Here is a 21,740-nt window from a genome sequence, read left to right as displayed (position 1 = left end):
GGGGCATGGCGAACACCGACCTGGTCATCTCCCGGCACGCCGACGTACGCGCCGTCCTCGCCGACGAGCGTTTCGCCGTCCCGGTGGCGGAAGGCGGCGCGCGGGCGGGGACGCTGGCCTGGCTGCGCGGGGCCGTCTGCCGGTTCAGCGAGGGCGCGGCGCACGACCGGCGGCTGAGCGTCGTCGTGAGGTCCCTGGACGAGGCCGACCCCGCCTTCCTGCGGCGGCGGGCGGGCGAACGGGTCCTCGCCGGGGAGGCGCCGGACCTCGCGCCGATCTCCGCCCTCGGCGAGGCGCTCGGCGTCACCGACCTGGACGCGCTGGCCGGCGCGGTGCCCGCCGCCGCGTCCGGCTACCTGACCGGGAACGGGCGGGACGGGGCGGACGCGGCCGTCGCGACGCTCGCCCGGCTCCTCGGACCCGGACCGGACGAGGAGGTCGCCAACCGGATCGCCGTCTACATGCAGGCGTACGAGGCCACCGCCGGGCTCGTCCGCAAGGCGCTCCCGGCGTCGCGTCGGCCCGAGGCGCGGGGCTTCCCGATCGAGGCCGTCATCGCCGAGACGCTCCGCTTCGACCCGCCCGTCCCGGCCATGCGCCGGGTCGCCCGCGAGGCCGCGGCCGTCGGGGACCACGAGATCGCCGCGGGCGCCACCGTGACCCTCGACCTGCGGGCGGCCAACCGGGACCCGGCGGTGTTCGCCGGACCGGACCGTTTCGATCCCGCCCGCCGGGAACCCCGGCATCTGACCTTCGGGGCCGGCCGGCGGCCCTGCCCGGGCGCGGACCAGGCGGTTCGGCTCGCGGCCGGCGTGGTCGAGGCCCTCAACGAACTGGAGTCCGTCCGATGAACCGTCCGCAGACGTTCCGGGACCTGCACCACGGCGACGGCCCGCTGCTCCTGCCCAACGCGTGGGACTTCGCGAGCGGCGCGGCGCTGGCGAAGGCGGGGTTCCCCGCGGTCGGGACGACCAGCCTCGGCGTGGCCGCCGCGGCCGGGAAACCCGACGCGACCGGCGACACCCGGGACGAGACCCTCGCGCTGGCGCGGAGCCTGGCGCGGCTGCCGGTCCCCGTCACGGTCGACATCGAGGGCGGCTTCTCCACGAGGGTCGCCGACGTCGCCGAACTCGCGACCGAGGTGGCCTCGTACGGGATCGCCGGCGTCAACCTGGAGGACGGCCGCTCCGACGGGACGCTCGCCCCGCTCGACCACCAGACCACGGTCATCGCGGCGGTGAAGCGCGCCGCGCCGCAGGTGTTCCTGAACGCCCGCACCGACACGTTCTGGCTGGCCGACGGCGAACCCGACATGGACGAGACGCTGCGCCGGGTCCGGGCGTTCGCCGAGGCGGGCGCGGACGGCGTGTTCGTCCCCGGGATCGCCGCCGAAGAGCACGTCCGCGCCGTCGTCGAGGCCGTCGCCCTCCCGCTGAACGTGCTGTTCATGCCTGGGAAGACCGACGTCGGACGGCTCGCCGAGCTGGGCGTCCGCCGGGTGAGCACGGGCTCGCTGCTCTTCCGCAAGGCACTCCACGCCGCGACGACCGCCGCCCTGGAATTCGCGGGCGCCGACGCGAACGCCCCTGCCCCCTCCTACACGGACATCCAAACTCTCATCTCCCCGCCCCGGCCACGTTGACTTGCGGCGTGTCGGCCTCTGGAGCGTTCCCCTAAGGCCGACACGCCGCAAGTCAACGTAGAGGGGTCAGTGGCCGGTGATCGCGTCGGCGAGGCGGGCCAGGGCGGACGTGCGCGGCGAGGAGGTCGCGGACTCGCGGGCGTCGGCCGCCCGGTACAGCGCGTACATCGCGTGGACGCCGAGCCAGCGCAGCGGCTCGGGCTCCCAGCGGCGGACGCGCCGGCCCACCCACGGCAGCGCGGTCAGCTCGGTGTCCTCGCGCAGGACGAGGTCGCGCAGCGTCCGCCCGGCGAGGTTCGCGGTGGCGACGCCGTGGCCGGTGTAGCCGCCGGCGTGACCGAGGCCGGACGCGTGGTCGACCACGACGGTCGAGCACCAGTCGCGGGGCACGCCGAGGACGCCCGACCAGGCGTGCGCGACGCGGCCGTGCTCGGCGGCGGCCGGGAACATCGCGGCGAGCATCGACCACAGTTCCGCGACGGTCGCGGGCTGCGTCCGGCCGCCGTCGTCCACCCGGGACCCGTAGCGGTACGGCCGGCCGCGGCCGCCGAACGCGATGCGGTCGTCGGCGGTCCGCTGCGCGTACATGTAGTAGTGCGCGAGGTCGCCGAGCAGCTCGCGGCCGTCCCAGCCGATCGCGTCCCACACCGCGTCCGGCAGCGGCGTCGTGACGATCATCGAGCTGTTCATCGGCAGCCAGTCGCGGTGGTGGCCGCGGACCGCGGCGGTGAACCCCTCGGTCGCGCGCAGCACGTGCCCGGCGGTGACCGTCCCGTACGGGGTGACGGCGGCGGCCGGGGCGGTGCCGCGCCGCGGGTCGATCCGCACCACCGGCGTCCGCTCGTAGACGTCCACGCCGAGGCTGCGGACCGCCGCCGCCAGGCCCCGGACGAGCTTCGCGGGCTGGACGCGGGCGCAGTGCGGGCTCCACGCGGCGGCGGTCGCGCCCGTGACGCGCAGCCGCTCGTCGCGTTCGGCGGCGGGCAGCGGGACGAGGTCGTCCTCGGTCCAGCCCCAGTCGCGGGAGTCGGCGACCATCGCGGCGAGCCGGGCCCGCTGCGCGGGGTTGCGGGCGACGTGCAGCACGCCGCTCTTGACCAGGTCGGCGTCGATGCCCTCGGCGGCGGCGACGCGGACCACCTCGTCGACGGCGCCGAACATCGCGTGCTGCAGCGCGACCGCGGCGGGGCGCCCGTGCCGGGCGGCGTAGCGCTCCCGCGATCCGGCGATCTCCCCGAGCACCCATCCGCCGTTGCGGCCGGACGCGCCGAACCCGGCGAACTCGCGCTCCAGCACGACGATGACGAGGTCGGGGCGGGCGCGCTTGAGGTAGTAGGCCGTCCAGAGCCCGGTGTAGCCGGCGCCGACGACGCAGACGTCGGCGGCGCGCGGGCCGGGCAGGCGCGGGCCCGGTTCGGGGCGGCCGGTCCCCCGGTACCAGTGGGAGACGCCGCCGTTGGCGAAGCCGGGCGCCAGCGGCGCCGGCCCGGACGAGGAACTCATCCGCCCATACTGCTGTATTCGACAGTCCGAAGGGTAGAGGGCGACGGATTCTAGGGTACGGCGTCGATCCCACGACGGGATCCGAGCCATCCGGACCGGTCGGCGGCATAGTAGGACGCGCCGTCGGGACCGTCCGCGCCGCGCCGCCACGGCCGCATCCCGAGGCTCGCGGCGACCTCGGCGGACACCGCGCTGTCCGGGTCGAACTCGGCGGTGACGCGGCGCAGCCCGACCACCCCGAACGCGTAGTCCAGCACCGCGCGGGACGCCTCGGCCGCCAGCCCCTGCCCCCACCGGTCCGGTTCGAGGCTGTAGAGGATCTCCACGTCCACTCCCCGGTCGAACGGGCCCTCGTGACCGCGCAGCCCCGCCACGCCGATCAGCGGCCCGCTCTGGCGCGGCTCCGCCGCGAGCCGCCGGCCCAGCGGCCGCAGGGCCCACAGCCCGTAGCCCTCGGTGGCGAAGTCCCGCTCGCTGGTCTCGATGATCTCGGTGACCTGGACGGGCGAGATCGACGCGCCGTCGAACAGGTGCCGGCGGACGACCGGGCCCGTCCAGTGCGTCAGCAGCGCGTGGTGGTCGCTCATGCCGATCGGGTGCAGGGCGAGCCGTCGGGTGAGCAGCGCCTCGGTCATCGCGGGCCTCACCCGGCGGACGCCCGGCCACCGCCGGGCTCCGGCCACGACGGGGCGGGCTCCGGCCACGACGTCGTGGGCTCCGGCCAGCACGGGGCGGGCTCGCCGTCGGGCACGCCGACCCGGAACACCCGCAGCTGCGTCGCGAGCGCGGCGTAGTAGCCGACGAGCGTGACGAGCTCGACGAGGGCGGGCCGGCCGAGCGTCGCGACGGCCTCGGTGTAGACGGCGTCGGCCAGGTCGTTCTCGGCGGCCAGCTGCCGGGCGGCCTCGTGGACGAGGCGTTCGCGGGCGTCGCCGAGCATCGGGGCGCGGCCCTCGCGCAGCGCGTCCAGCTCGTCCTCGGACAGGCCGGCGCGGCGGCCGAGCCGCTCGTGCGCGTACCACTCGTAGTCCGAGCGCAGGTGCGCCGCCACGACCAGGGTCGCGATCTCCCGCTCGCGCTTGGTGAACGCGGTGCGGAACCGCAGCGCGGCGCCGAGGTCCTGCAGCGGCATGCCGACGGCCGGGCTGTACAGCATCGCGTTGAACGGGCCGAGCAGCCGGCCATGGCCGTCCATGAACCCGAACGGACCGCCGCGGCCGTCCGCGCGGGGGCCGCCGGTCAGGGCCTCGTACACGGCCCGCTGCTCGTCGCCGAGCGAGCCGGGGGACAGCAGCGGCAGGCGGGCCGCGAGCGGCCCGTGCCGGGGTAGGTCGTCGACGTGCTCACCGCTCACGGGGTCGATCACTCACCGCACGCTAGGCGGTCGTGCCGGGCGTCTCAAGCCCTCGTCCGCAATGTGAAACCGCGCGCTCACGGTGACGTAGCGCCCGCGTAACAGCGGCGGCCCACAGTGGAGGCGTCCGCACCGGACACGGATCGCACGCGACCCGGGCCGGCGGCCCGTGAAGGGAACGTTCCATGCCGTTGCTCCGCATCCGCACCGAGATCGAGGACCGGCCGGGCCGGCTGGCCCTGCTCACCGCCGCGCTGGCCGGGCGCGGCGCCAACATCCTCGCCCTGTCCGTCCAGATGGACGCCGGCGGCGTCGTCGACGAGTTCCTCGTGGACGTCCCCGGCCGCGGCGCCGGGCCGCGCGAGCTGGCCGAGACGCTCGCCGCCGCGGGCGGCGCGCGCACGGCCGTCCGCCCGGCGCGGCCGCACGAGCTGGTGGACGAGCCGACGCGTGCGCTGGTGCTGGCGTCCCGGCTGCGCGCCGAGCCGCACGCCGTGCCCGAGGTGCTCGCCGAGCTGCTGCGCGCCGACGAGGCCGGATGGGCCGCGCCGCCGGACGGGCCGCCGGCCGGCGGCGAGGACGACGGGTGCGTCCTGACCGTCCCGCTGGGCCGCGGCCGGGCGGTCCGGCTCCGCCGGTACGGCCTGCCGTTCACCGCGACGGAGGCGGCGCGCGCCGACGCCCTCGTCCGCGCGGCGCTGCCCGCCGAGCCGCCGCGCCCGGCGTCGCGCCGGCTGCCGCTGCGCGACGGCACGCACGTGACCGTCCGGCCGATCGAGAGGCGCGACGCGGGCGCGGTCCGCGAGCTGCACGAGCGGTGCTCGCTGGACAGCCGCCGGATGCGCTACTTCAGCCCCAAGCCGTACCCGCCGCCGCGGGCGATCGAGCGGTTCTGCGACCCGGCGCACGGCCTGACGCTCGTCGCCGAGGGGCCGGACGGGTCACTGCTCGCGCTCGCGCACCTGATCCACGTGCTCGATCCCGGCGTCGCCGAACTCGCGTTCCTGGTCGAGGACGCCTGGCAGGGTCGGGGACTCGGCCGGGCGCTCGCCGAGCTGCTGCTGGCGCTGGCCCGCGAGCGCGGCCTGGTGGAGCTGCGCGCGACCGCGCTGAGCGAGAACGTCCGGATGCGGCGGCTGCTGACCTCGCTCGGCGGCCGGACGCGGCGCACCGACGAGCCGTCCATCGTGGAGATCAGGCTGCGCGCGGACGGCCGCCCGGCGTCCGGTGCGCTGGCAGGATGGCGGGGTGACCGGCATCTATGACGACCCCTGGGCCTACGAGCTGGCCTGCTCGTTCCGCGATGTGAGCGCCGAGGCCGGGGCGCTGCTCGGCTGGTGCGCCGAGCATCGCCCGGACGCGGCGGGCCCGGTCCGGACGGTGCTGGAGCTGGCCGCCGGGCCCGCCGAGCACGCCCGCGAGCTGGCCGGCCGCGGCCTCGCCGCGACCGCGCTCGACCTGAACCCGGCGATGTGCGCGTACGCGGCGCGCGAGGCCGGGCGCGCCGGCGTCGCGGTCGAGGTCGTCGAGGACGACATGACGGCCTTCGACCTCGGGCGCCGGTTCGACCTGGTGCTGACCATGCTGGACTCCACGTCCCACCTGATGACGCTGGACGCGTTCGTCGCGCACCTGCGCCGCGTCGCCGCGCACCTGGCGCCCGGCGGCCTGTACGTGGTCGAGATGTCGCATCCGCGCGACCGGCTGTCGGACGACCCCAGCGTCAGCACCGGGTGGACGGTCGACCGCGACGGCGTGCACGCCACCGTCCGGTGGGGCGAGCCCACCGACCTGCTCGACCCGGTCACCCAGATCGCCGACGACCACGTGACGATGACGATCGAGGCGGACGGCGCGACCCGCGTGATCGAGGACGTCGTCCCCTACCGGTTCTGGACCGCGACCGAGCTGGACGCGGCGATCCGGCTCGCCGGCGGGCTGGACGTCGCCGCCCGGTACGGCGACTTCGGGACCGGTGCGGACGCGGTCGCCCTCACCGATCCCGAAGCCTGGCGCATGATCACGATCCTGCGCACGCCGTCCTGATCGGCGCGCCGCGATCAGGGGGTGGGCGCCCAGCCCGGCATCGGGTAGCCGGCCAGCATGTCGCGGACCTCGCCCGCGACCCGCTCCACGACCGCCTCGTCCTGCTTGGCGGCCGCCTGCACGACCTCGTCGATCCAGGCCGCGACCTGCGGCATCCGCGCCTCGTCCAGGCCGCGGGTGGTGATCGCGCCGGTGCCGAGCCGCAGCCCCGACGGGTCGAACGGCTTGCGCGGGTCGAACGGGACCGCGTTGTAGTTCAGCTCGATGCCGGCGCGGTCGAGGGCCTGCGCGGCGGGCTTGCCCGCGACGCCCTTGTTCGTCAGGTCGATGAGGATCAGGTGGTTGTCGGTGCCGCCGGAGATCAGGTCGTAGCCGCGGTCCAGCAGCGCCGCCGCGAGCGCCTTGGCGTTCGCGACGACCTGGTGGGCGTAGCGGGAGAAGTCCGGCGCCGCGGCCTCCTTCAGCGCGACGGCGATCGCGGCGGTGGTGTGGTTGTGCGGGCCGCCCTGCAGGCCGGGGAAGACGGCCTTGTCGACCGCCTTCGCGTGCTCGGCCGTCGACATGATCATCGCGCCGCGCGGGCCGCGCAGCGTCTTGTGCGTGGTCGTGGTGATCACGTCGGCGTGGCCCATCGGGGACGGGTGCGCGCCGCCCGCGACCAGGCCCGCGATGTGCGCGATGTCGGCGGCCAGCACCGCCCCGACCTCGCGGGCGATCTCGGCGAACGCCGGGAAGTCGATGGTGCGGGGCACCGCCGTCCCGCCGCACCAGATCAGCTTCGGCCGCTCCTTCAGCGCCAGGTCGCGGACCTCGTCCATGTCGACGCGCCCGGTGTCGGCGCGCACCTCGTACCGGACGGGCGTGAACCACCGGCCGGTCGCCGACACCGACCAGCCGTGCGTCAGGTGCCCGCCCATCGGCAGCGACAGGCCCATCACCGGGTCGCCGGGGTCGAGGAACGCCATGTAGACGGCGAGGTTGGCGGGCGAGCCGGAGTACGGCTGGACGTTGGCGTGCTCGGCGCCGAACAGCTCCCGGGCCCGCGCGATCGCCGCGAGCTCGATCGGGTCGACGTTCTGCTGGCCCTCGTAGTACCGCTTGCCGGCGTACCCCTCGGAGTACTTGTTGGTCAGGACGGAACCGGTGGCCTCCAGGACCGCCGGCGACACGTAGTTCTCCGAGGCGATCAGCCGGATCTTCTCGAACTGGCGGCGGGCCTCCGCCTCGACCAGCCCGGCGATCTCGGGGTCCGCGGCCTGCAGATGGGGGACGGCGGGCTCATGCACGACTACCTCCGCGCTGCTCGCGCCGGAGCGCGCTGCGGGCGCCCCGGCGAAGGGGACCCGTACACCCAGGCGCGCGGTGTGCGGATTGGTTTCGCTCCCCGGTGGTCGTCTCCACCTTGACTGCGCCAGTCGCGTTCGCGCCATCATAGCGAGCCGCCTCCCGCTCCCGCCGGGCCCGGCGCGTCCGGGGTGCCCGTGCCGGAACCGATACCACCGCCAGGCCGCCGAGCAACAGCACCGCACCGGCGGCGACCCGTCCCGACATCCGCTCCCCCAGGACCGCGACGGCCAGCACGGCGGCCACCAGCGGCTCGGCGAGGCTCAGCGTCCCGGCCGTCGCGGCGCTCACCCGGTTCAGGCCCGTGACGAAGAACATGTACGCGGCGGCGGTCGCGGCGATCCCGAGCCAGGCCACCAGCGCCGCCGACCGGGGCTCGGCGAGCGCCGGCAGGTCCGCGAGCGTCCAGGGCAGCAGCACCGACCCGCCCGCCAGCAGCGTCACCGACACCGCCGCCGCCATCCCCATGCTCCCGCCGGCAGGCGCGCTGCGGCCGGTCAGGACCTTGGCGGACACCGTGTAGACGCCGAAGCACGTCCCGGCGACCAGGCTGAGCGCGACACCGAGCAGGTCGACGTGCACGTCCGGGCCCGGCGCCGCCAGCAGCGCGACCCCGCCGATCGCGCAGGCGGTGCCCGCCCACCAGCGCCCGCTCAGCCGCGTCCGGAGCACCAGCCGCTCGCACAGCCCCGTCGAGACGGGGGCGAGCCCGAACACGACGGCCGTCGCGACCGCGGCGCCCGTCCGGCCGACCGCGCTGAAGAACGACGCCTGGAAGATCCCGGTGGCGGCGGACGCGGCGGCCACCGGCGGCCACGTCCGCCGCGACAGCGCCCGGAACGCCCCCGGGTCCGCAGCGAGCACCAGCGCGGCGAGGATCACCCCGCCGGACAGGATCCGGGCCCCGCCCACGGCCACCGGGTTCGCCCCGGAACCGGCCAGCACCTGCGCCGGTCCCACGGTCCCCCACAGGACGCCGGCGGCCAGCACGAGCAGCACGCTGGAGGGGTTGTTTCGTCGCTCCATGCGCCCAAAGCTAGGCAGGACTGCGGCGATGGACGCGTTCAGCCGTCGTTCGTTCGGATCTCAGCTCACGCCCCGGCGGTTCTTCGGTTCCGGGGCCGTGAACGCCGCCTCAGGCGTACGGCGTTCGCTTCTCCGCGCCGTCGGCCACCGAAAGTTCGCCCTGCTCCTTGGGCTGGACGTAGTCGTAGACCACGAGGGTGCGGACGTCCACGAACTCCTTGCGGCGGGCCAGCCGGTCGAGCACGAAATCCCGCAGGTACGTGGTGCTCGGCACCGCCACATGGACGAACAGGTCCTCGTTGCCCGTCACGACGAAGACACCGACGGCCTCAGGCATCGCGGCCATGCTGTCGCGCGCCGACTCGATCGCCTCCCGCGACTGCGGCCTGATCCGGATCGAGATCAGCGCCTGCACGCCCCGGCCGAGCCGCTCGTAGTCGACCGCCGCGTGGAAGCCGGTGATGACGCCGCGCGAGCGCAGCGCCCGCGTCCGCTCCAGGGCCGTCGACGGGGCGATCCCCACCGCCTCGGCCAGCTCCCGGTTGGTCTGCCGGCCGTCCCGCTGCAACCTCCGCAGGATCGCCTGGTCGACCGCGTCCATGGGGTCCCCCTCCCGAACTCGCCGCCGCGTCCCGAACTCCCGCGCGGAAGATGCGCCGCAGCACGTCACCTCCCGAAGAATATTCGGCCACTGCCGGTGAACGCCAACGCGGGACGGGAGTGACCGGTGATTTCGCCGATGCCCGCGATGCGGCAGGGCGCCGACAATGGGCGGCCCACACCGGCGGCGCGGGCCGCCGGCACGGCGAGGCGAGGTCAGCGTGAGCGGGGCGCATCGGGAAAAGGGACGGCGCCGCCGGACACGGCGCGCGCGCCGCGTCGCGGCGGTCGTGTGCATGGCGATCGCGGCGGTGCTCGGCACGTCGGTGTACGCGCTGTCGGCGATCACCGCGTGCTCCGGCGGCGTCACGACGCTCGACGCGGCCGTCGCGCCGGAGCTGGCGCCCGCCGTCTCATCGGTCGCCGGGACCTTCAACGGCGCGGACCACCGCGCGGGCGGGAAATGCGTCCGCGTTACCGTGCGGGCGGCGGGCCCGGCGGGCGTGGCGGCGCTGCTGTCCGGGCAGATCCCCGCGGGCGCGGGCGTGCGCCGTCCGGACGTGTGGGTGCCCGACTCCACCCTGTGGCTGCGGCTGCTGGCCGAACCCCCGCGCACGGTCGGCGGGCCCCTGGCGCGCACGCCCCTCGTCGCCGCCGTCCCGCGGTCCCTTGCCGCCGCGGCACCCGGTACCTGGAAGGACGTCCTGGACGCGGCGGAGCCGGATGAGCGGCGCTCCCGGGCCGTCCGGCTCACCCTCGCCGACCCGTCCCGGACCGGCGCCGGGCTCGCGTCGCTGCTGATCGCGCGGGAACGGGAGGGCGACGCGTCGTTCGCGGCGTTCGCGCGGTCGGTGCGGGAGAGCACCGCCCCGGACGTGCCCCGCGAGTTCGGCGCGGCGGCCGCGGCGCGTCCCACGCCCGTCCTGGCCGTCCCCGAGCAGGCGGTGTGGGAGCACAACCGGAAGGACCCGGCGGCGGCCGTCCAGGCCGTCTACCCGCGCGACGGGACCCTGTCCCTGGACTATCCGTTCACGATCGTCGGCGACCGGCCCGGCGCCCGTCAGTTCGAGCGGGCCCTGCGCGGCGGCGAAGCCCTTGACCGCTTCGAGGCGGCCGGGTTCCGCGATCCCGGTCGCCGGGCACCGGCCGCCTTCGCCCGGACGGCCGGACTGTCCGCGGCGGCGCCCGCAGTCCTCGCTGAACCCGACCCCGCGCTCGTCCGCCGGACGGCGCAGGAATGGGCGCGGCTGACGCTCGGCTCGCGGATGCTGTCGGTGCTCGACGTCTCCGGGTCGATGGCGCGGCAGGTGCCCGGCACCCGGCTGACCCGCCTGCAGGCGATCGCGCAGGCGTCCCAGGAGGGCCTCGCCCTGCAGCCCGACGACACCGAACTCGGCCAATGGATCTTCTCGACCCGGCTGGACGGCGACCGCGACTGGCGGCAGACCGTCCCCATGGGCCCGCTCGGCGGGCGGATCGGGTCCGTCACGCGGCGGCAGCGCATCCTCAGCGCGCTGGCGGCGCTGCGCCCGAAGCCGGACGGCGCGACCGGCCTGTACGACACCGTCCTCGCCGCCGTCCGGTACATGCGCCGCACCTACCGCCCCGAGATGGTCAACACGGTCCTCGTGTTCACCGACGGCCGCGACGAGGACCCCGGCGGCCCCACCCTGGACCGCACCGTCGCCGCGCTGCGCGCCGGGCGCGAGGAGACCCGCCCGGTCCAGATCATCGTGATCGGCTTCGGTCCGGACGTCGACACCGCCGAGCTGCGGCGGCTCGCGGACGCCACCGGGGGCAGCGTCTACACCGCCCGCGCCCCGCAGGACATCCTGCGGATCTTCGGCGAGGCCACCGCCCGCCGCCTCTGCGCCCCGTCCTGCTGAAGCCGCTCAGGCCGGCCCGGGACGCCGGGCGGCGAGGCCGTCGAGCAGGCAGTCCAGCCCGAAGGCGAAGCGGCGCTCGCACTCGCGCTCGACGTCGACGTCCCCGGCGGCGGCCATCCGCCGGCCGAGCAGCGGATGGTCCCGGGCCACCCGCCGCATGTACTCGGCGGTCTCCTCCGCCCACTCCGCCGTACCGGCACCCGTGCGCTCGAGCGCGGCGCGCCAGGACGTCTCGGCGGCCACGGCGCCGAGGACGTGGTCGTTGACGGCGGCGAGCGCCGCGTCCAGGTCGGCGTCGGCGAAGCCCGCGCCGGCCAGGACCGCCAGCCCGGCCTCGCTGAGGGCGAGCGCGTTCGGTCCGAGGTTCGGGCGGCCCGCCAGGTCCGACAGGACCCACGGGTGCCGCAGCAGCATCGCCCGGTTCGCCGCGGCGAGCGCCGCGAGCGCCTCCCGCCACCCGTCGCGGGGTCCGGTCCCGGCCTCGGCCAGGACCTCGCCGAGCACCTCGTCGAGGGCGAGCTCCAGCAGCTCGTCCTTGGTGGTGACGTACCAGTAGAGCGAGCCGGCGGTCACCCCGAGCTCGGCCGCGATCCGGCGCATCGACAGCCCCTTGCCGCGCTCGGCGTCGAGGATCGCGACCGCGCACCCGACGATCTGCCGGCGGCTGAGCCGCCGGTCGCGGGCCGGCCGCTCGGGACGCAGCCAGACGGACGGTGAGGGCGCGGTCATGCCCCCACCCTACCGAGCGCGCCATACGCCGTTTCAGGTTCTTATACACTGTTTAAGAATGTTAAACGCTGTTCAAGGAGGGTGCATGGAACGCGAGATCCACGTGACCGTCTGGGACGAGACCGGCGGGACAGGGCCGCGGGCGGTCCTCGTGCACGGATCCACGAGCTGGGGGGACGACCCCGTGTTCGGGTTCGCGACGCAGCGGCCCCTCGCCGCCCGGTATCGCGTCCTCGCGATGGACCGCCGGGCCCACGGGCGCAGCGGGCCGTCCCGCTCGCCCGGGTACACCAGCGACTACGAGGCCGACGCCGACGACGTCGCGGCCCTGCTCGACGGCGGCGCCCACCTCGTCGGGCACTCCTACGGCGCGGCCGGCGCCATGCTCGCGGCGGCCCGGCACCCCGGATCCGTCCTGTCGCTCACGCTGATCGAGCCCGGCTCCTACCAGGCGGCCGCGGACGACCCCGCCGTCGCCGCCGCGCTCCGCGCGAACCGGGAGAGCACCGCGCAGATGCCCGCCGACCTGACGCCGGAGGCGTACCTGCGGGCCGTGACCGCGTCCGTGGGCATGCCGCCACTGGAACCGGACCCGTACCGGCTCCGGGCCGCGGAGGCCGCGATGCGCGAGCGGCTCTGCTGGGAGGCGCCCGTGCCGGTCACGGAACTCGCCGCCGCCCCCTGGCCGAAGCTCGTGATCTCCGGGACGTGGGAGGACGCGCCCGCCCTGTACCGCGAACGCGGCGGCGAACCTCTGATGGCGTGCGCGCGCGTCACCGCCGCCCGGATCGGCGCGCGGCTGCTCCGCGTCCCGGGCGCCGGCCACTACGCGCATGTAGACCGCCCGGACGCCGTCAACGCCGCCCTCGACGACCTCTGGAGCCGGGCCGCGGCATGAAAAGGCGATGGCCCGGTCCCCTCGACGGGGCCGGGCCATGGCTCGGTGCGGTGCGGTCGGAGGGTCAGCTCCGGCCGGCGGCCTCCAGGGCGCGCTTCACCGCGGCGCGCTTCTCGCGCAGCTTCGCGAGCGCCTCCTCGAGGATGGCCTCGCCGTCCTCGTCGCTGCGCCGCTCCTTCACATACGCCAGATGCGTCTTGTAGGGCTCGGTCTTCGGCGGCGCCGGCGGGTTCTCCGAGTCCTGCCCCGCAGGGAACCCGCAGCGGGGGCAGTCCCACGTCTCGGGGACCGCGACGTCGGTCGCGAAGCTGGGGCGCGTCTCGTGCCGGTTGGCGCAGTAGAAGGTCACCCAGACGCGGGGGGCGGCGTCGCCGCGCTCCGCCTCCCCCATTGGACCGGCCCCGACGCGGCTGCCCCGAATCGCGTTGCCACTACCCACGGACTACTCCTCGCTTTGTGTGCCGCCGCCGCCAGGGACCTCCGAGGACGGCGCGGCGCTCGAACGTGTTGGACGGGCGGCCGTCAGCCGACGCCCTTGTGCTTGAACAGCAGCCCCAGCACGATGATCGAGGCGAACCAGACCACCCCGACGCCGATCGTCAGCCGGTCCAGGTTGCGCTCCACCACCGACGAGCCGCCGAGCGACGACGAGATGCCGCCGCCGAACATGTCGGACAGTCCCCCGCCCTTGCCCTTGTGCATCAGGACGAGGACCACCATCAGCAGGCTCGTGACGATGAGCACGATGGACGTTGCGATGATCACAGTTCTTCAGCGCCTTCTCTGGCCGGCCCCGCGCGAGCGGGGCCTCGTCTGTAGGGACGGAGGGTCGAGCCGGGCGGTTTACCCGTCAGCTACGAAGGGTACGACGAACTACCGGCTGGTTCGGCAAGAACCCCCATGTCACGCGGAATTGATCAGTTTTGATCAGGCCGGGAGATCCCGGTACCGGCAGATCTTGACGAATTCGCCCGGGTCGAGGCTGGCACCACCGACCAACGCGCCGTCCACATCCGCCTGCGCCATCAGCCGGGCGATGTTGTCGCCCTTCACCGAGCCGCCGTACAGGATACGCACCTGGTCGGCGAGCCCGCCGTCGTACAGCTCGGCGAGCCGGGTGCGGATCGCCGCGCACACCTCCTGCGCGTCCTGCGGGGTGGCGACCTCGCCGGTGCCGATCGCCCAGACCGGCTCGTAGGCGATCACCGTGCGGCGGGCCTGCTCGGCGGTGATCTTCTCCAGCGCGCCGTCCAGCTGCGCCAGGACGTGCGCGACGTGCCCGCCGGACTTGCGCACCTCGAGCCCCTCGCCCACGCAGACGATCGGCGTCATGTCCGCGCCGAGGACCGCCCTGGCCTTGGCGTTGACGAGCGCGTCGTCCTCGCCGTGGTACTCGCGCCGCTCGGAGTGCCCCACGAGCACGTAGGAGCAGCCGAGCTTGGCCAGCATGGACGCGGCGATCTCGCCGGTGTAGGCGCCCGACGCGTGCTGCGAGACGTCCTGTGCGCCGTACTGGACGGCGTAGTGGTCGGCCTCGATCACCGTCTGCACCGAGCGCAGGTCGGTGAACGGCGGCACGACGACGACGTCGACGGCCTCGTAGTCGGGCTCCTTCAGCGCGAACGCCATCTTCTGGACGAGCAGGATCGCGTCCAGGTGGTTCTTGTTCATCTTCCAGTTGCCCGCCATCAGCGGCTTACGGGAAGGGGTCGCGGGGGCCATCGGTCAGTCCTCCAGTGCCTGCAGGCCGGGCAGCGTCTTGCCCTCGAGGTACTCGAGGCTGGCGCCGCCACCGGTCGAGATGTGCGAGAAGGCGGCCTCGTCGAAGCCGAGCTGCCGGACGGCCGCGGCGGAGTCGCCGCCGCCGACCACGGTGAACGCGCCCGAGTCGAGCAGGCCCTGCGCCACGGCGCGGGTGCCGTGCGAGTACGGCTCCATCTCGAACACGCCCATCGGGCCGTTCCAGAACACCGTCTTCGCCCCGGCGAGGCGCGAGGCGAACAGCTTGCCGGACTCGGGGCCGATGTCCAGCCCGAGCCGGTCGGCGGGGATCGCGTCGGCCGCGACGACGTCGTGCTCGGCGTCCGCGGCGAACGCGGTCGCGGCGACGACGTCCACCGGCAGCACGAACTCCACGCCGGTCTCCTCGGCGCGCCGCAGGTACTCGCGGACGGTGCCGAGCTGGTCCTCCTCGAGGAGGCTCTCGCCGACCTCGTGGCCCTGCGCCTTGAGGAACGTGAAGACCATCCCACCGCCGATCAGGATGCGGTCGGCCTTGCCGAGCAGGTTGTCGATCACGCCGAGCTTGTCGGAGACCTTGGAGCCGCCGAGGACCACCGCGTAGGGCCGCTCGACCCGGTCGGTGAGCTTCTCCAGCACCGAGACCTCGGTGGCGATCAAATCGCCGGCCGCGTGCGGGAGCCGCTTCGGCACGTCGTAGACGCTCGCGTGCTTGCGGTGCACGGCGCCGAACCCGTCGCCGACGTAGACGTCGGCGAGCGCGGCCAGCTTGTCGGCGAACGCGCCGCGCTCGGCGTCGTCCTTGCTGGTCTCGCCGGGCTCGAAGCGCAGGTTCTCCAGCAGCGCGACGTCGCCGTCGCCGAGCCCGCCGACCGCGGCGTGCGCCGACGCGCCGACCACGTCGTCGGCGAACACCACGCGGACGCCGAGCAGCTCGCCCAGCCGGCCCGCGACGGGCCCGAGCGAGAACTCGGGCCTGACCTCGCCCTTCGGGCGGCCGAGGTGGGCGCAGACGATGACCTTGGCGCCCTTGGCCAGCAGCGTCTCGATCGTCGGCAGGCTGGCCCGGATCCGCCCGTCGTCGGTGATCCGGCCGTCCTGCAGCGGGACGTTCAGGTCCGCGCGGACCAGCACCTTCCGGCCGGCGACGTCCAGATCGTCAATGGTGCGCATCGGGATGCGGTGTCCTTCCGGATACGGCCCCGCCGTGGCCGCGCGCTCGGCGCGGCCACGGCGGGGACGGGACTCTCGTCGCGGTCAGAGCTGCGAGCCGACGAGCTTGACGAGGTCGACGAGGCGGTTGGAGTAGCCCCACTCGTTGTCGTACCAGCCGACGACCTTGACCTGGTCGCCGATGACCTTGGTCAGCCCGGAGTCGAAGATGCAGGACGACGGGTCGGTGACGATGTCGCTGGAGACGATCGGGTCCTCGGTGTAGGTCAGGTAGCCCTTGAGCGGGCCCTCCTCGGCGGCCTTCCTGAACGCCTCGTTGACCTCCTCGGCGGTGACCTCGCGGGACAGGGTCGCGGTGAGGTCGGTGGCCGAGCCGGTCGGCACCGGGACGCGCAGCGCGTAGCCGTCCAGCTTGCCGTTCAGCTCCGGCAGCACCAGGCCGATGGCCTTGGCGGCGCCGGTGGAGGTCGGCACGACGTTCAGCGCGGCGGCGCGGGCGCGGCGCAGGTCCTTGTGCGGCGCGTCCTGCAGGTTCTGGTCCTGCGTGTAGGCGTGGATCGTCGTCATCAGGCCCTTCTCGATGACGAAGTTGTCGTGCAGCACCTTCGCCAGCGGGGCCAGGCAGTTGGTGGTGCAGGACGCGTTGGAGATCACCGTGTGGTTCGCCGGGTCGTACTTGTCCTCGTTGACGCCCAGCACGACGGTGAGGTCCTCGTTCTTGGCCGGGGCCGAGATGATGACCTTCTTGGCGCCGTTGTCGGCGTGCACCTTGGCCTTGGTGGTGTCGGTGAAGAAACCGGTCGACTCCACCACGATGTCGGCGCCGACGTCGCTCCACTTGAGGTTCGCGGGGTCGCGCTCCTCGAAAGCCTTGATCGCCTTGCCGCCGACGACGATCTCGTCCGCCGTGGCGCGCACGTCCTCGGGGAAACGGCCGAGGATGCTGTCGTACTTGAGCAGCTGGGCGAGCGTGGCGTTGTCGGTCAGGTCGTTGACCGCCACGATCTCGATGTCGGCTCCGCTGGCCTTGACGGCGCGGTAGAAGTTGCGGCCGATCCGGCCGAACCCGTTGATGCCTACTCGGATGGTCACGGAACGGCTCTCCTCGTACGTCGTATCGCCCGGTGTCACCAGGCTGTCAACTGCGGTCTACCGGGGTCTTCCCCCGCTCTCGACCCTATCCAATGACCCACGGGTAGCCCGACACCGGCGGCGGTGGATTCGCGGGTGACCCGTCCTCCCCCGTCCGGGGGACCGGCCGGCCCTGGCGATCATCAGTAGACTCCCGCCATGCGGCGCGGGTGGTTTGTCCTTGTTATCGGCGGGTTGCTCGCCTGCTGCACGGCCGCACCGGCCTTCGCGGGGCCCGTCCGGCCGACGGGACCGCCCGCCGCGCAGACGCGGATCGGCGCCATCGTCGCCCAGCTCAAGCGCGATCACGTGTACGTCACCGACCAGGTGCCCCGGGCCCTGCCGCCGAGCACGGCGGGCGAGATCAAGGCGCTGGTCGGGCGCCTGCAAGTCCCGACGTACGTGGTGGTGACGTCGCCCGCGCGGCGCAGCGACGACGACACCCACGCGCCGTCCGACCTCGAGTCCCTGGTGCCCGTGCTGCACGACCGGCTCGGCAAGGACGGCGTCTACATGGTCGTCGACCCCCGCGGCGCCCTCGGCGACGTACAGCAGTTCGGCGGGACGCGCAGGATCGACGTGGAGGACGCCTACGAGGCCGCCACTTCGGAGCTGCCCTACGAGGCGGGCCTGCTGAAGGTCCTCGCGCGGTTCGTGGACATCGCCCTGTCCGGCCAGGTCCAGGAGCGCGCCCACCACCCCTCGCCGCGGCCCAAATCCGCGGTCCGGCGGGAGCTGGACGCCTACGACCGCGGCAACCACGAGGCCGCCGTCAAGAACAACACCGCGCTCGGCGTCGGCAGCGGGCTCGGCGGGCTGATCGTCCTGGGCCTGCTGGTGGGACGCCGCATACACCGCGGCAGACGGCGCCCGGCCCCGCCCGGCAAGAAGAAGCCACCGCCGAAGAAGCTCGCCAAGCAGGGAGGGAAGCGATGAGGCGCCTCGCGTCCGGCGTCCTCGGCCTCACCGCGGCGGCCCTCGCGCTGTGGCCGGCCGCCGCGGCGGCGGCCCCCGACCCCCGCTACTCCGGCCACCGCCTCGACCGCGTCGCCGCCGCGCTCGCCAAGGACCCGCTCTTCGTCGACCCGGACGTGGACGTCGCGCTCGGCGCCGCCGACCGCGCCCGCGTCGAGACGGCGATCCGGGCGGCCGCCGAGCGCGTCACCGTGCCGATCATGGTCATCGTGACCCCCAACCCCACCGACTCGGAGTCGCAGGGCAAGGACGACGCCTTCCTGGCCGCCCTGCACGGCGTCACGCACCGCGACGGCCTCTACCTGGTCGTCGACGCCGACGGCTACATGCTCGGCCAGGGCTGGAACGTGCCGCGCGACATCGACCTGGACGTCATAGCGCAGGACGACCTCCCGGACTACGAGCCGCCCGACATCCACCGGCCGTTCAGCGGCCTCGCCGACCGGCTGATCAAGCGGGTGGGCACCTGGGCCGCCGCGCCCGCGGCGCCGCCCACGTCCTCGCCGGCGCTGCTGAGCCCGCCGGTCCCGTTCGGGCAGGAGGACACCGGACCGCTGGTCGCCGACAAGCCCACCGAGAAGAGCCACTTCCTGCGCGGGCTCCTCCTCGTCGGGCCGCTGTCGGCGGTCGGCCTGTACTGGGCCGGTCTGGGCTCCGCCGCCGCAGGCCGCCGCTGGTTCCGCCGCGGCGGGACCCTGGGCGCCGTCGCGGGCCTGGCAGCGCACGCCGAGGCCCATCCCGGCGCGCCCGCCAAGCCCACGGACCGGTGGCTGCGGCGCACCGCGTCGGCGGAGCTGGACCGGCTGCGCGACCGGCTGCCCGACACGTCCGGCAACCGGGGCCGCGCCACCGCCCTCGCCGCCTACGACGCCGCGCAGATCCTCTACGACGACGCGCACGACGACCCGGGCCGCGCCCTGGACCTCGTCGGCGTGATCGTCCTGGCCCGGCAGGGGCGGCGCGCCCTCGCCGGGCAGATGACCGCCCCTCCGCCGCCATGCCTCGTGAACCCGCTGCACGGCGACTCCACCCGCCGCAAGTCCGTCGCGCTGCCCGGCGACCCCGGCCGCGGCAAGCCCCGCCGGCAGCCGCTGTGCACCGCCTGCGCGCAGGCGTCCGCCAAGGACCTCGCGGACCGGGTCCTGCGCGTCCAGGGCCCGGACGGCCTCGCGCCCCACTACGAGATCCCCGGCGTGTGGCGGGACACGGCCTGGGGGTCCCGCGGAAACGACCTCGTCAAACGCGTGATGGAGTACCTCGGTGTCGAGTAAGCCCTCCCCCGGCGCGCGCATCGCCGCCGCGCTGCGCCGCTTCCCGATCTACGTCGACCCGTCGTACGCGTCGGCGCTGCCCGCCGCGGACCGGCGGCGGCTCGCCGCCCGCCTCAAGAAGATGCCGGCGCCGACCTACATCGTGCTGGTGCCGCTCGTCCAGGGCGGCACCTGGAACGACGACAAGCAGCTCGCGACCGTCCTGCACAGCCGCCTCGGCCACGACGGGATCTTCGTCACCTTCCACGACTCCGCCGACGAGCTGATGGGGCACGAGTGGGGCGGCGACCACGCCGCCGACAACGCCGCGTGGGCGGTGAACTGGGACGACTCGCTGAAGGGCGCGTCGCTCGCCGCGCGGCTCACCCGTTACACCGACCTGATCATCTCCGGCACGGCGATGAAGGTCTACAAGCAGGAGTCCGACGCGATCGAGCGCGACTACCAGGCGCACCTGAAGTCGTCCGCCCCCAAGCCGGGCAAGCGCGACGACGGCGGCCTCGCGCTGCCGCTGGCCGCGGGCGGCGCCGGCGTCGCGGTCGCCGCCGTCGCGGGCGTCCTGCTGTGGCGCCGCCGCCGGATGACCGCCGTCCGCCGCGAGACCGGCGACGGCCTGCTGCTGCCCCGCACGGTGTTCTCCACCGCCGGCAAGGCGAGCGAGGACCAGCTCCGTGAGCAGGCGTCCCACGAGGTCATCGCCTTCGGCGAGCTGCTCGACGGCGCCGAGACCCCCGCCGGCGAGCGCGCCGGGACCCTCATGGCCAAGGCCCTCGACGCCTACCAGGCCGCGGCCAAGACCCTCGACGCGGCCCGCGGCGTCCCGGACCTCGCCGGCGTGCTCGTCCTGCTCGACCAGGGCCGCGACGCACTCGCCTCGGCCCGCGCCCTCGCGGGCGGCAGGCCGGAGCTCCCGCCGAGCCCGCTGTGCTTCTTCAACCCGCTGCACGGCGACGGCCCCGCCGAGATCGACTGGCGGCCGCTCGGCTCCCGCCGCCGCCTCCACGTCCACGCCTGCCGCGACTGCGCCCGCGCGGCCCGCGACCGCGAGACCCCCGACATGCTCATGGACCGCCGCGACGGCCGGGACGTCCCCTACTTCGAGGCCGACCCGGCGACCAGCGTCTGGGCCGAGACCGGCTACGGCCAGCTCCGCGACGACCTCATCCCCCGAATCCTCCGAGGCGACCTCAACCACAAATAGAACCCGGCTGAACAACGTCCGGAAGGCCAAACCCCAGCCACCACCACGGGCAGGCACGCGGAGCGAGTGCAGCGAGCGCAGCGGGCCTGCCCGACGACGGACGAGCCGTTTCGCCGCGGAGCGCCAGCGGAGCGGGGAAACGGCTCGTCCGTCGCAACGGGGGGATTGGGGGGTCGTCCCCCCAGAAAACTACGGAGCCAGCATGTCCGCCGTCAGGTTGGCCTCGGTGCCGGGGATGCCCTGGTCGCCCGCGCGCTTGTCGGCCATGGCGAGCAGACGCCTTATACGGCCGGCGATGGCGTCCTTGGTGAGGGGCGGGTCGGCGAGCTGGCCGAGTTCTTCGAGGGAGGCCTGCTTGTGCTCCAGGCGGAGGCGGCCGGCGTTGACGAGGTGGTCGGGGGCGTCGTCGCCGAGGATCTCCAGGGCGCGGGCGACGCGGGCGCCGGCGGCGACGGCGGCGCGGGCGGAGCGGCGCAGGTTGGCGTCGTCGAAGTTGGCGAGGCGGTTGGCGGTGGCGCGGACCTCGCGGCGCATCCGGCGCTCCTCCCAGGCGAGGACGGCGCCGTGCGCGCCGAGCCGGGTGAGCAGGGCGCTGATGGCGTCGCCGTCGCGGACGACGACGCGGTCGACGCCGCGGACCTCGCGGGCCTTGGCGTGGATCTTCAGCCGGCGGGCGGCGCCGACGAGGGCGAGCGCGGCCTCGGGGCCGGGGCAGGTGACCTCGAGGGACATGGAGCGGCCGGGCTCGGTGAGCGAGCCGTGCGCGAGGAACGCGCCGCGCCAGGCGGACTCGGCGTCGCAGGCGGCGCCGGCGACGACGTGCCGGGGCAGGCCGCGGACGGGGCGGCCGTTGTTGTCGATGAGGCCGGTCTGCCGGGCGAGCGACTCGCCGTCGCGGAACACGCGGACGACGTAGCGGTTGCCCTTGCGCAGGCCGCTCGGGGCGAGCACGACGACCTCGGAGGTGTGCCCGAACACCTCGGAGATGTCCTTGATGAGGCGGCGCGCCGCCACATTGGTGTCGATCTCCGCCTCGATCACGATCCGCCCGCTGACCAGGTGCAGACCTCCCGCGAAGCGCAGCAGCGTCGAGACCTCCGCCTTGCGGCAGCACGGCTTCATGATCGTCAGCCGGCTCAGCTCGTCCTTCACCACACCGGTCATCGCCATAGATGAACCCTCCCCCTATCGGACTTCCAGCAGTCTGGCCGATCGCGGCCC

21 protein-coding genes, 1 pseudogene and 1 riboswitch are annotated in these 21,740 nt (G+C 74.6%); of the genes and pseudogenes, 9 read left to right on the top strand and 13 right to left on the bottom strand.

Annotated elements, in window-relative coordinates:
* The first annotated feature begins 5 nt into the window (after nt 1-5).
* Nucleotides 6-851, top strand: a complete 846-nt coding sequence (locus tag J4709_RS33450; RefSeq protein WP_208246797.1) for a cytochrome P450 — start codon at nt 6-8, stop codon at nt 849-851.
* The gene (locus J4709_RS33445) at nt 848-1,642 is read left to right on the top strand and encodes an isocitrate lyase/PEP mutase family protein (protein ID WP_208246795.1); all 795 of its coding nucleotides are present in this window, start codon (nt 848-850) and stop codon (nt 1,640-1,642) included. The genes J4709_RS33450 and J4709_RS33445 overlap by 4 nt, the downstream gene beginning before the upstream one ends.
* Nucleotides 1,643-1,708: 66 nt before the next feature.
* On the opposite strand, the gene J4709_RS33440 is transcribed toward J4709_RS33445, so the two are convergent.
* The 3 genes from J4709_RS33440 to J4709_RS33430 are packed head-to-tail and all read right to left on the bottom strand — an operon-like array spanning nt 1,709 to nt 4,511.
* Nucleotides 1,709-3,145 carry an NAD(P)/FAD-dependent oxidoreductase gene (locus J4709_RS33440; RefSeq protein ID WP_208246794.1) on the bottom strand — a complete coding sequence of 479 codons (1,437 nt, stop codon included), beginning with the start codon at nt 3,143-3,145 and terminating at the stop codon, nt 1,709-1,711.
* Between the two features lie 50 nt (nt 3,146-3,195).
* Nucleotides 3,196-3,780 carry a GNAT family N-acetyltransferase gene (locus J4709_RS33435; RefSeq protein WP_208246793.1) on the bottom strand — a complete coding sequence of 195 codons (585 nt, stop codon included), beginning with the start codon at nt 3,778-3,780 and terminating at the stop codon, nt 3,196-3,198.
* A gap of 8 nt (nt 3,781-3,788) precedes the next feature.
* Nucleotides 3,789-4,511, bottom strand: a complete 723-nt coding sequence (locus J4709_RS33430; RefSeq protein ID WP_208246792.1) for a carboxymuconolactone decarboxylase family protein — start codon at nt 4,509-4,511, stop codon at nt 3,789-3,791.
* 173 nt (nt 4,512-4,684) lie between these two features.
* Here J4709_RS33430 and J4709_RS33425 point away from each other — a divergent pair, with 173 nt between their 5' ends.
* Both J4709_RS33425 and J4709_RS33420 read left to right on the top strand, forming a co-directional pair.
* On the top strand, nt 4,685-5,764 hold the full coding sequence (locus tag J4709_RS33425; RefSeq protein ID WP_208246791.1) for a GNAT family N-acetyltransferase: 1,080 nt from the start codon (nt 4,685-4,687) through the stop codon (nt 5,762-5,764).
* Nucleotides 5,748-6,545, top strand: a complete 798-nt coding sequence (locus J4709_RS33420) for a class I SAM-dependent methyltransferase (protein WP_208246790.1) — start codon at nt 5,748-5,750, stop codon at nt 6,543-6,545. Before J4709_RS33425 ends, J4709_RS33420 begins: the two co-directional genes overlap by 17 nt.
* Nucleotides 6,546-6,559: 14 nt before the next feature.
* Here J4709_RS33420 and glyA read toward each other — a convergent pair whose 3' ends face one another.
* From glyA to J4709_RS33405, 3 genes and pseudogenes are all read right to left on the bottom strand, one after another.
* Complete coding sequence (gene glyA / locus J4709_RS33415) at nt 6,560-7,831, bottom strand: serine hydroxymethyltransferase (protein WP_208246789.1); 1,272 nt, start codon at nt 7,829-7,831, stop codon at nt 6,560-6,562.
* A gap of 56 nt (nt 7,832-7,887) precedes the next feature.
* Nucleotides 7,888-7,974: riboswitch (ZMP/ZTP riboswitch) on the bottom strand.
* A gap of 122 nt (nt 7,975-8,096) precedes the next feature.
* Nucleotides 8,097-8,915, bottom strand: a pseudogene (locus J4709_RS56215) (DMT family transporter); the annotation flags it as partial.
* A gap of 109 nt (nt 8,916-9,024) precedes the next feature.
* Nucleotides 9,025-9,516: an Lrp/AsnC family transcriptional regulator gene (locus J4709_RS33405; protein WP_208246787.1), complete on the bottom strand. Its 492-nt coding sequence runs from the start codon at nt 9,514-9,516 to the stop codon at nt 9,025-9,027.
* Nucleotides 9,517-9,736: 220 nt separating this feature from the next.
* Here J4709_RS33405 and J4709_RS33400 point away from each other — a divergent pair, with 220 nt between their 5' ends.
* Nucleotides 9,737-11,401 (top strand): substrate-binding and VWA domain-containing protein, encoded by a 1,665-nt coding sequence (locus J4709_RS33400; RefSeq protein ID WP_208246785.1) that lies wholly within the window; start codon nt 9,737-9,739, stop codon nt 11,399-11,401.
* A gap of 6 nt (nt 11,402-11,407) precedes the next feature.
* On the opposite strand, the gene J4709_RS33395 is transcribed toward J4709_RS33400, so the two are convergent.
* Complete coding sequence (locus tag J4709_RS33395; protein ID WP_208246783.1) at nt 11,408-12,130, bottom strand: TetR/AcrR family transcriptional regulator; 723 nt, start codon at nt 12,128-12,130, stop codon at nt 11,408-11,410.
* 85 nt (nt 12,131-12,215) lie between these two features.
* Between J4709_RS33395 and J4709_RS33390 the strand changes: the two genes are divergently transcribed.
* The gene (locus J4709_RS33390; RefSeq protein WP_208246781.1) at nt 12,216-13,028 is read left to right on the top strand and encodes an alpha/beta fold hydrolase; all 813 of its coding nucleotides are present in this window, start codon (nt 12,216-12,218) and stop codon (nt 13,026-13,028) included.
* Between the two features lie 64 nt (nt 13,029-13,092).
* On the opposite strand, the gene J4709_RS33385 is transcribed toward J4709_RS33390, so the two are convergent.
* From J4709_RS33385 to gap, 5 genes are all read right to left on the bottom strand, one after another.
* Nucleotides 13,093-13,467: an RNA polymerase-binding protein RbpA gene (locus J4709_RS33385; protein WP_173093728.1), complete on the bottom strand. Its 375-nt coding sequence runs from the start codon at nt 13,465-13,467 to the stop codon at nt 13,093-13,095.
* Nucleotides 13,468-13,550: 83 nt separating this feature from the next.
* Entirely contained in the window at nt 13,551-13,793 is a 243-nt protein-coding gene (secG, locus tag J4709_RS33380; protein WP_173093730.1) for a preprotein translocase subunit SecG, read from the bottom strand.
* 162 nt (nt 13,794-13,955) lie between these two features.
* Nucleotides 13,956-14,750, bottom strand: a complete 795-nt coding sequence (gene tpiA / locus J4709_RS33375) for a triose-phosphate isomerase (RefSeq protein ID WP_208246779.1) — start codon at nt 14,748-14,750, stop codon at nt 13,956-13,958.
* Between the two features lie 3 nt (nt 14,751-14,753).
* Nucleotides 14,754-15,941 (bottom strand): phosphoglycerate kinase, encoded by a 1,188-nt coding sequence (locus J4709_RS33370; RefSeq protein ID WP_232384424.1) that lies wholly within the window; start codon nt 15,939-15,941, stop codon nt 14,754-14,756.
* An 84-nt stretch (nt 15,942-16,025) separates the two neighbouring features.
* The gene (gene gap / locus J4709_RS33365) at nt 16,026-17,033 is read right to left on the bottom strand and encodes a type I glyceraldehyde-3-phosphate dehydrogenase (protein ID WP_208246777.1); all 1,008 of its coding nucleotides are present in this window, start codon (nt 17,031-17,033) and stop codon (nt 16,026-16,028) included.
* A gap of 198 nt (nt 17,034-17,231) precedes the next feature.
* Between gap and J4709_RS33360 the strand changes: the two genes are divergently transcribed.
* Genes J4709_RS33360 through J4709_RS33350 form a run of 3 tightly spaced genes read left to right on the top strand, consistent with a single transcriptional unit; the run spans nt 17,232 to nt 20,519 of the window.
* Nucleotides 17,232-18,008, top strand: coding sequence for a hypothetical protein (locus J4709_RS33360; protein WP_208246775.1), 777 nt, complete (start codon nt 17,232-17,234; stop codon nt 18,006-18,008).
* Entirely contained in the window at nt 18,005-19,318 is a 1,314-nt protein-coding gene (locus J4709_RS33355) for a hypothetical protein (RefSeq protein ID WP_208246773.1), read from the top strand. The genes J4709_RS33360 and J4709_RS33355 overlap by 4 nt, the downstream gene beginning before the upstream one ends.
* Nucleotides 19,308-20,519, top strand: a complete 1,212-nt coding sequence (locus J4709_RS33350; RefSeq protein WP_208246772.1) for a hypothetical protein — start codon at nt 19,308-19,310, stop codon at nt 20,517-20,519. Before J4709_RS33355 ends, J4709_RS33350 begins: the two co-directional genes overlap by 11 nt.
* A 189-nt stretch (nt 20,520-20,708) precedes the next feature.
* On the opposite strand, the gene whiA is transcribed toward J4709_RS33350, so the two are convergent.
* On the bottom strand, nt 20,709-21,689 hold the full coding sequence (whiA, locus tag J4709_RS33345) for a DNA-binding protein WhiA (protein WP_173093742.1): 981 nt from the start codon (nt 21,687-21,689) through the stop codon (nt 20,709-20,711).
* Nucleotides 21,690-21,740: the final 51 nt, after the last annotated feature.

Origin of the sequence: Actinomadura violacea, from assembly GCF_017573465.1 — a bacterium.
Classification (GTDB): domain Bacteria; phylum Actinomycetota; class Actinomycetes; order Streptosporangiales; family Streptosporangiaceae; genus Spirillospora; species Spirillospora violacea.
The sequence above is the reverse complement of the archived record's forward strand: the minus strand, read 5'-3'. Positions and strand labels throughout refer to the sequence as shown.

Coding starts and splice junctions, on each gene's coding strand:
- J4709_RS33405 (WP_208246787.1), bottom strand. CDS start 9,516: ATGGACGCGGTCGACCAGGCGATCCTGCGGAGGTTGCAGCGGGACGGC.
- J4709_RS33355 (WP_208246773.1), top strand. CDS start 18,005: ATGAGGCGCCTCGCGTCCGGCGTCCTCGGCCTCACCGCGGCGGCCCTC.
- whiA (WP_173093742.1), bottom strand. CDS start 21,689: ATGGCGATGACCGGTGTGGTGAAGGACGAGCTGAGCCGGCTGACGATC.
- J4709_RS33370 (WP_232384424.1), bottom strand. CDS start 15,941: ATGCGCACCATTGACGATCTGGACGTCGCCGGCCGGAAGGTGCTGGTC.
- J4709_RS33395 (WP_208246783.1), bottom strand. CDS start 12,130: ATGACCGCGCCCTCACCGTCCGTCTGGCTGCGTCCCGAGCGGCCGGCC.
- J4709_RS33440 (WP_208246794.1), bottom strand. CDS start 3,145: ATGAGTTCCTCGTCCGGGCCGGCGCCGCTGGCGCCCGGCTTCGCCAAC.
- J4709_RS33425 (WP_208246791.1), top strand. CDS start 4,685: ATGCCGTTGCTCCGCATCCGCACCGAGATCGAGGACCGGCCGGGCCGG.
- J4709_RS33360 (WP_208246775.1), top strand. CDS start 17,232: ATGCGGCGCGGGTGGTTTGTCCTTGTTATCGGCGGGTTGCTCGCCTGC.
- J4709_RS33435 (WP_208246793.1), bottom strand. CDS start 3,780: ATGACCGAGGCGCTGCTCACCCGACGGCTCGCCCTGCACCCGATCGGC.
- J4709_RS33390 (WP_208246781.1), top strand. CDS start 12,216: ATGGAACGCGAGATCCACGTGACCGTCTGGGACGAGACCGGCGGGACA.
- J4709_RS33445 (WP_208246795.1), top strand. CDS start 848: ATGAACCGTCCGCAGACGTTCCGGGACCTGCACCACGGCGACGGCCCG.
- tpiA (WP_208246779.1), bottom strand. CDS start 14,750: ATGGCCCCCGCGACCCCTTCCCGTAAGCCGCTGATGGCGGGCAACTGG.
- J4709_RS33450 (WP_208246797.1), top strand. CDS start 6: ATGGCGAACACCGACCTGGTCATCTCCCGGCACGCCGACGTACGCGCC.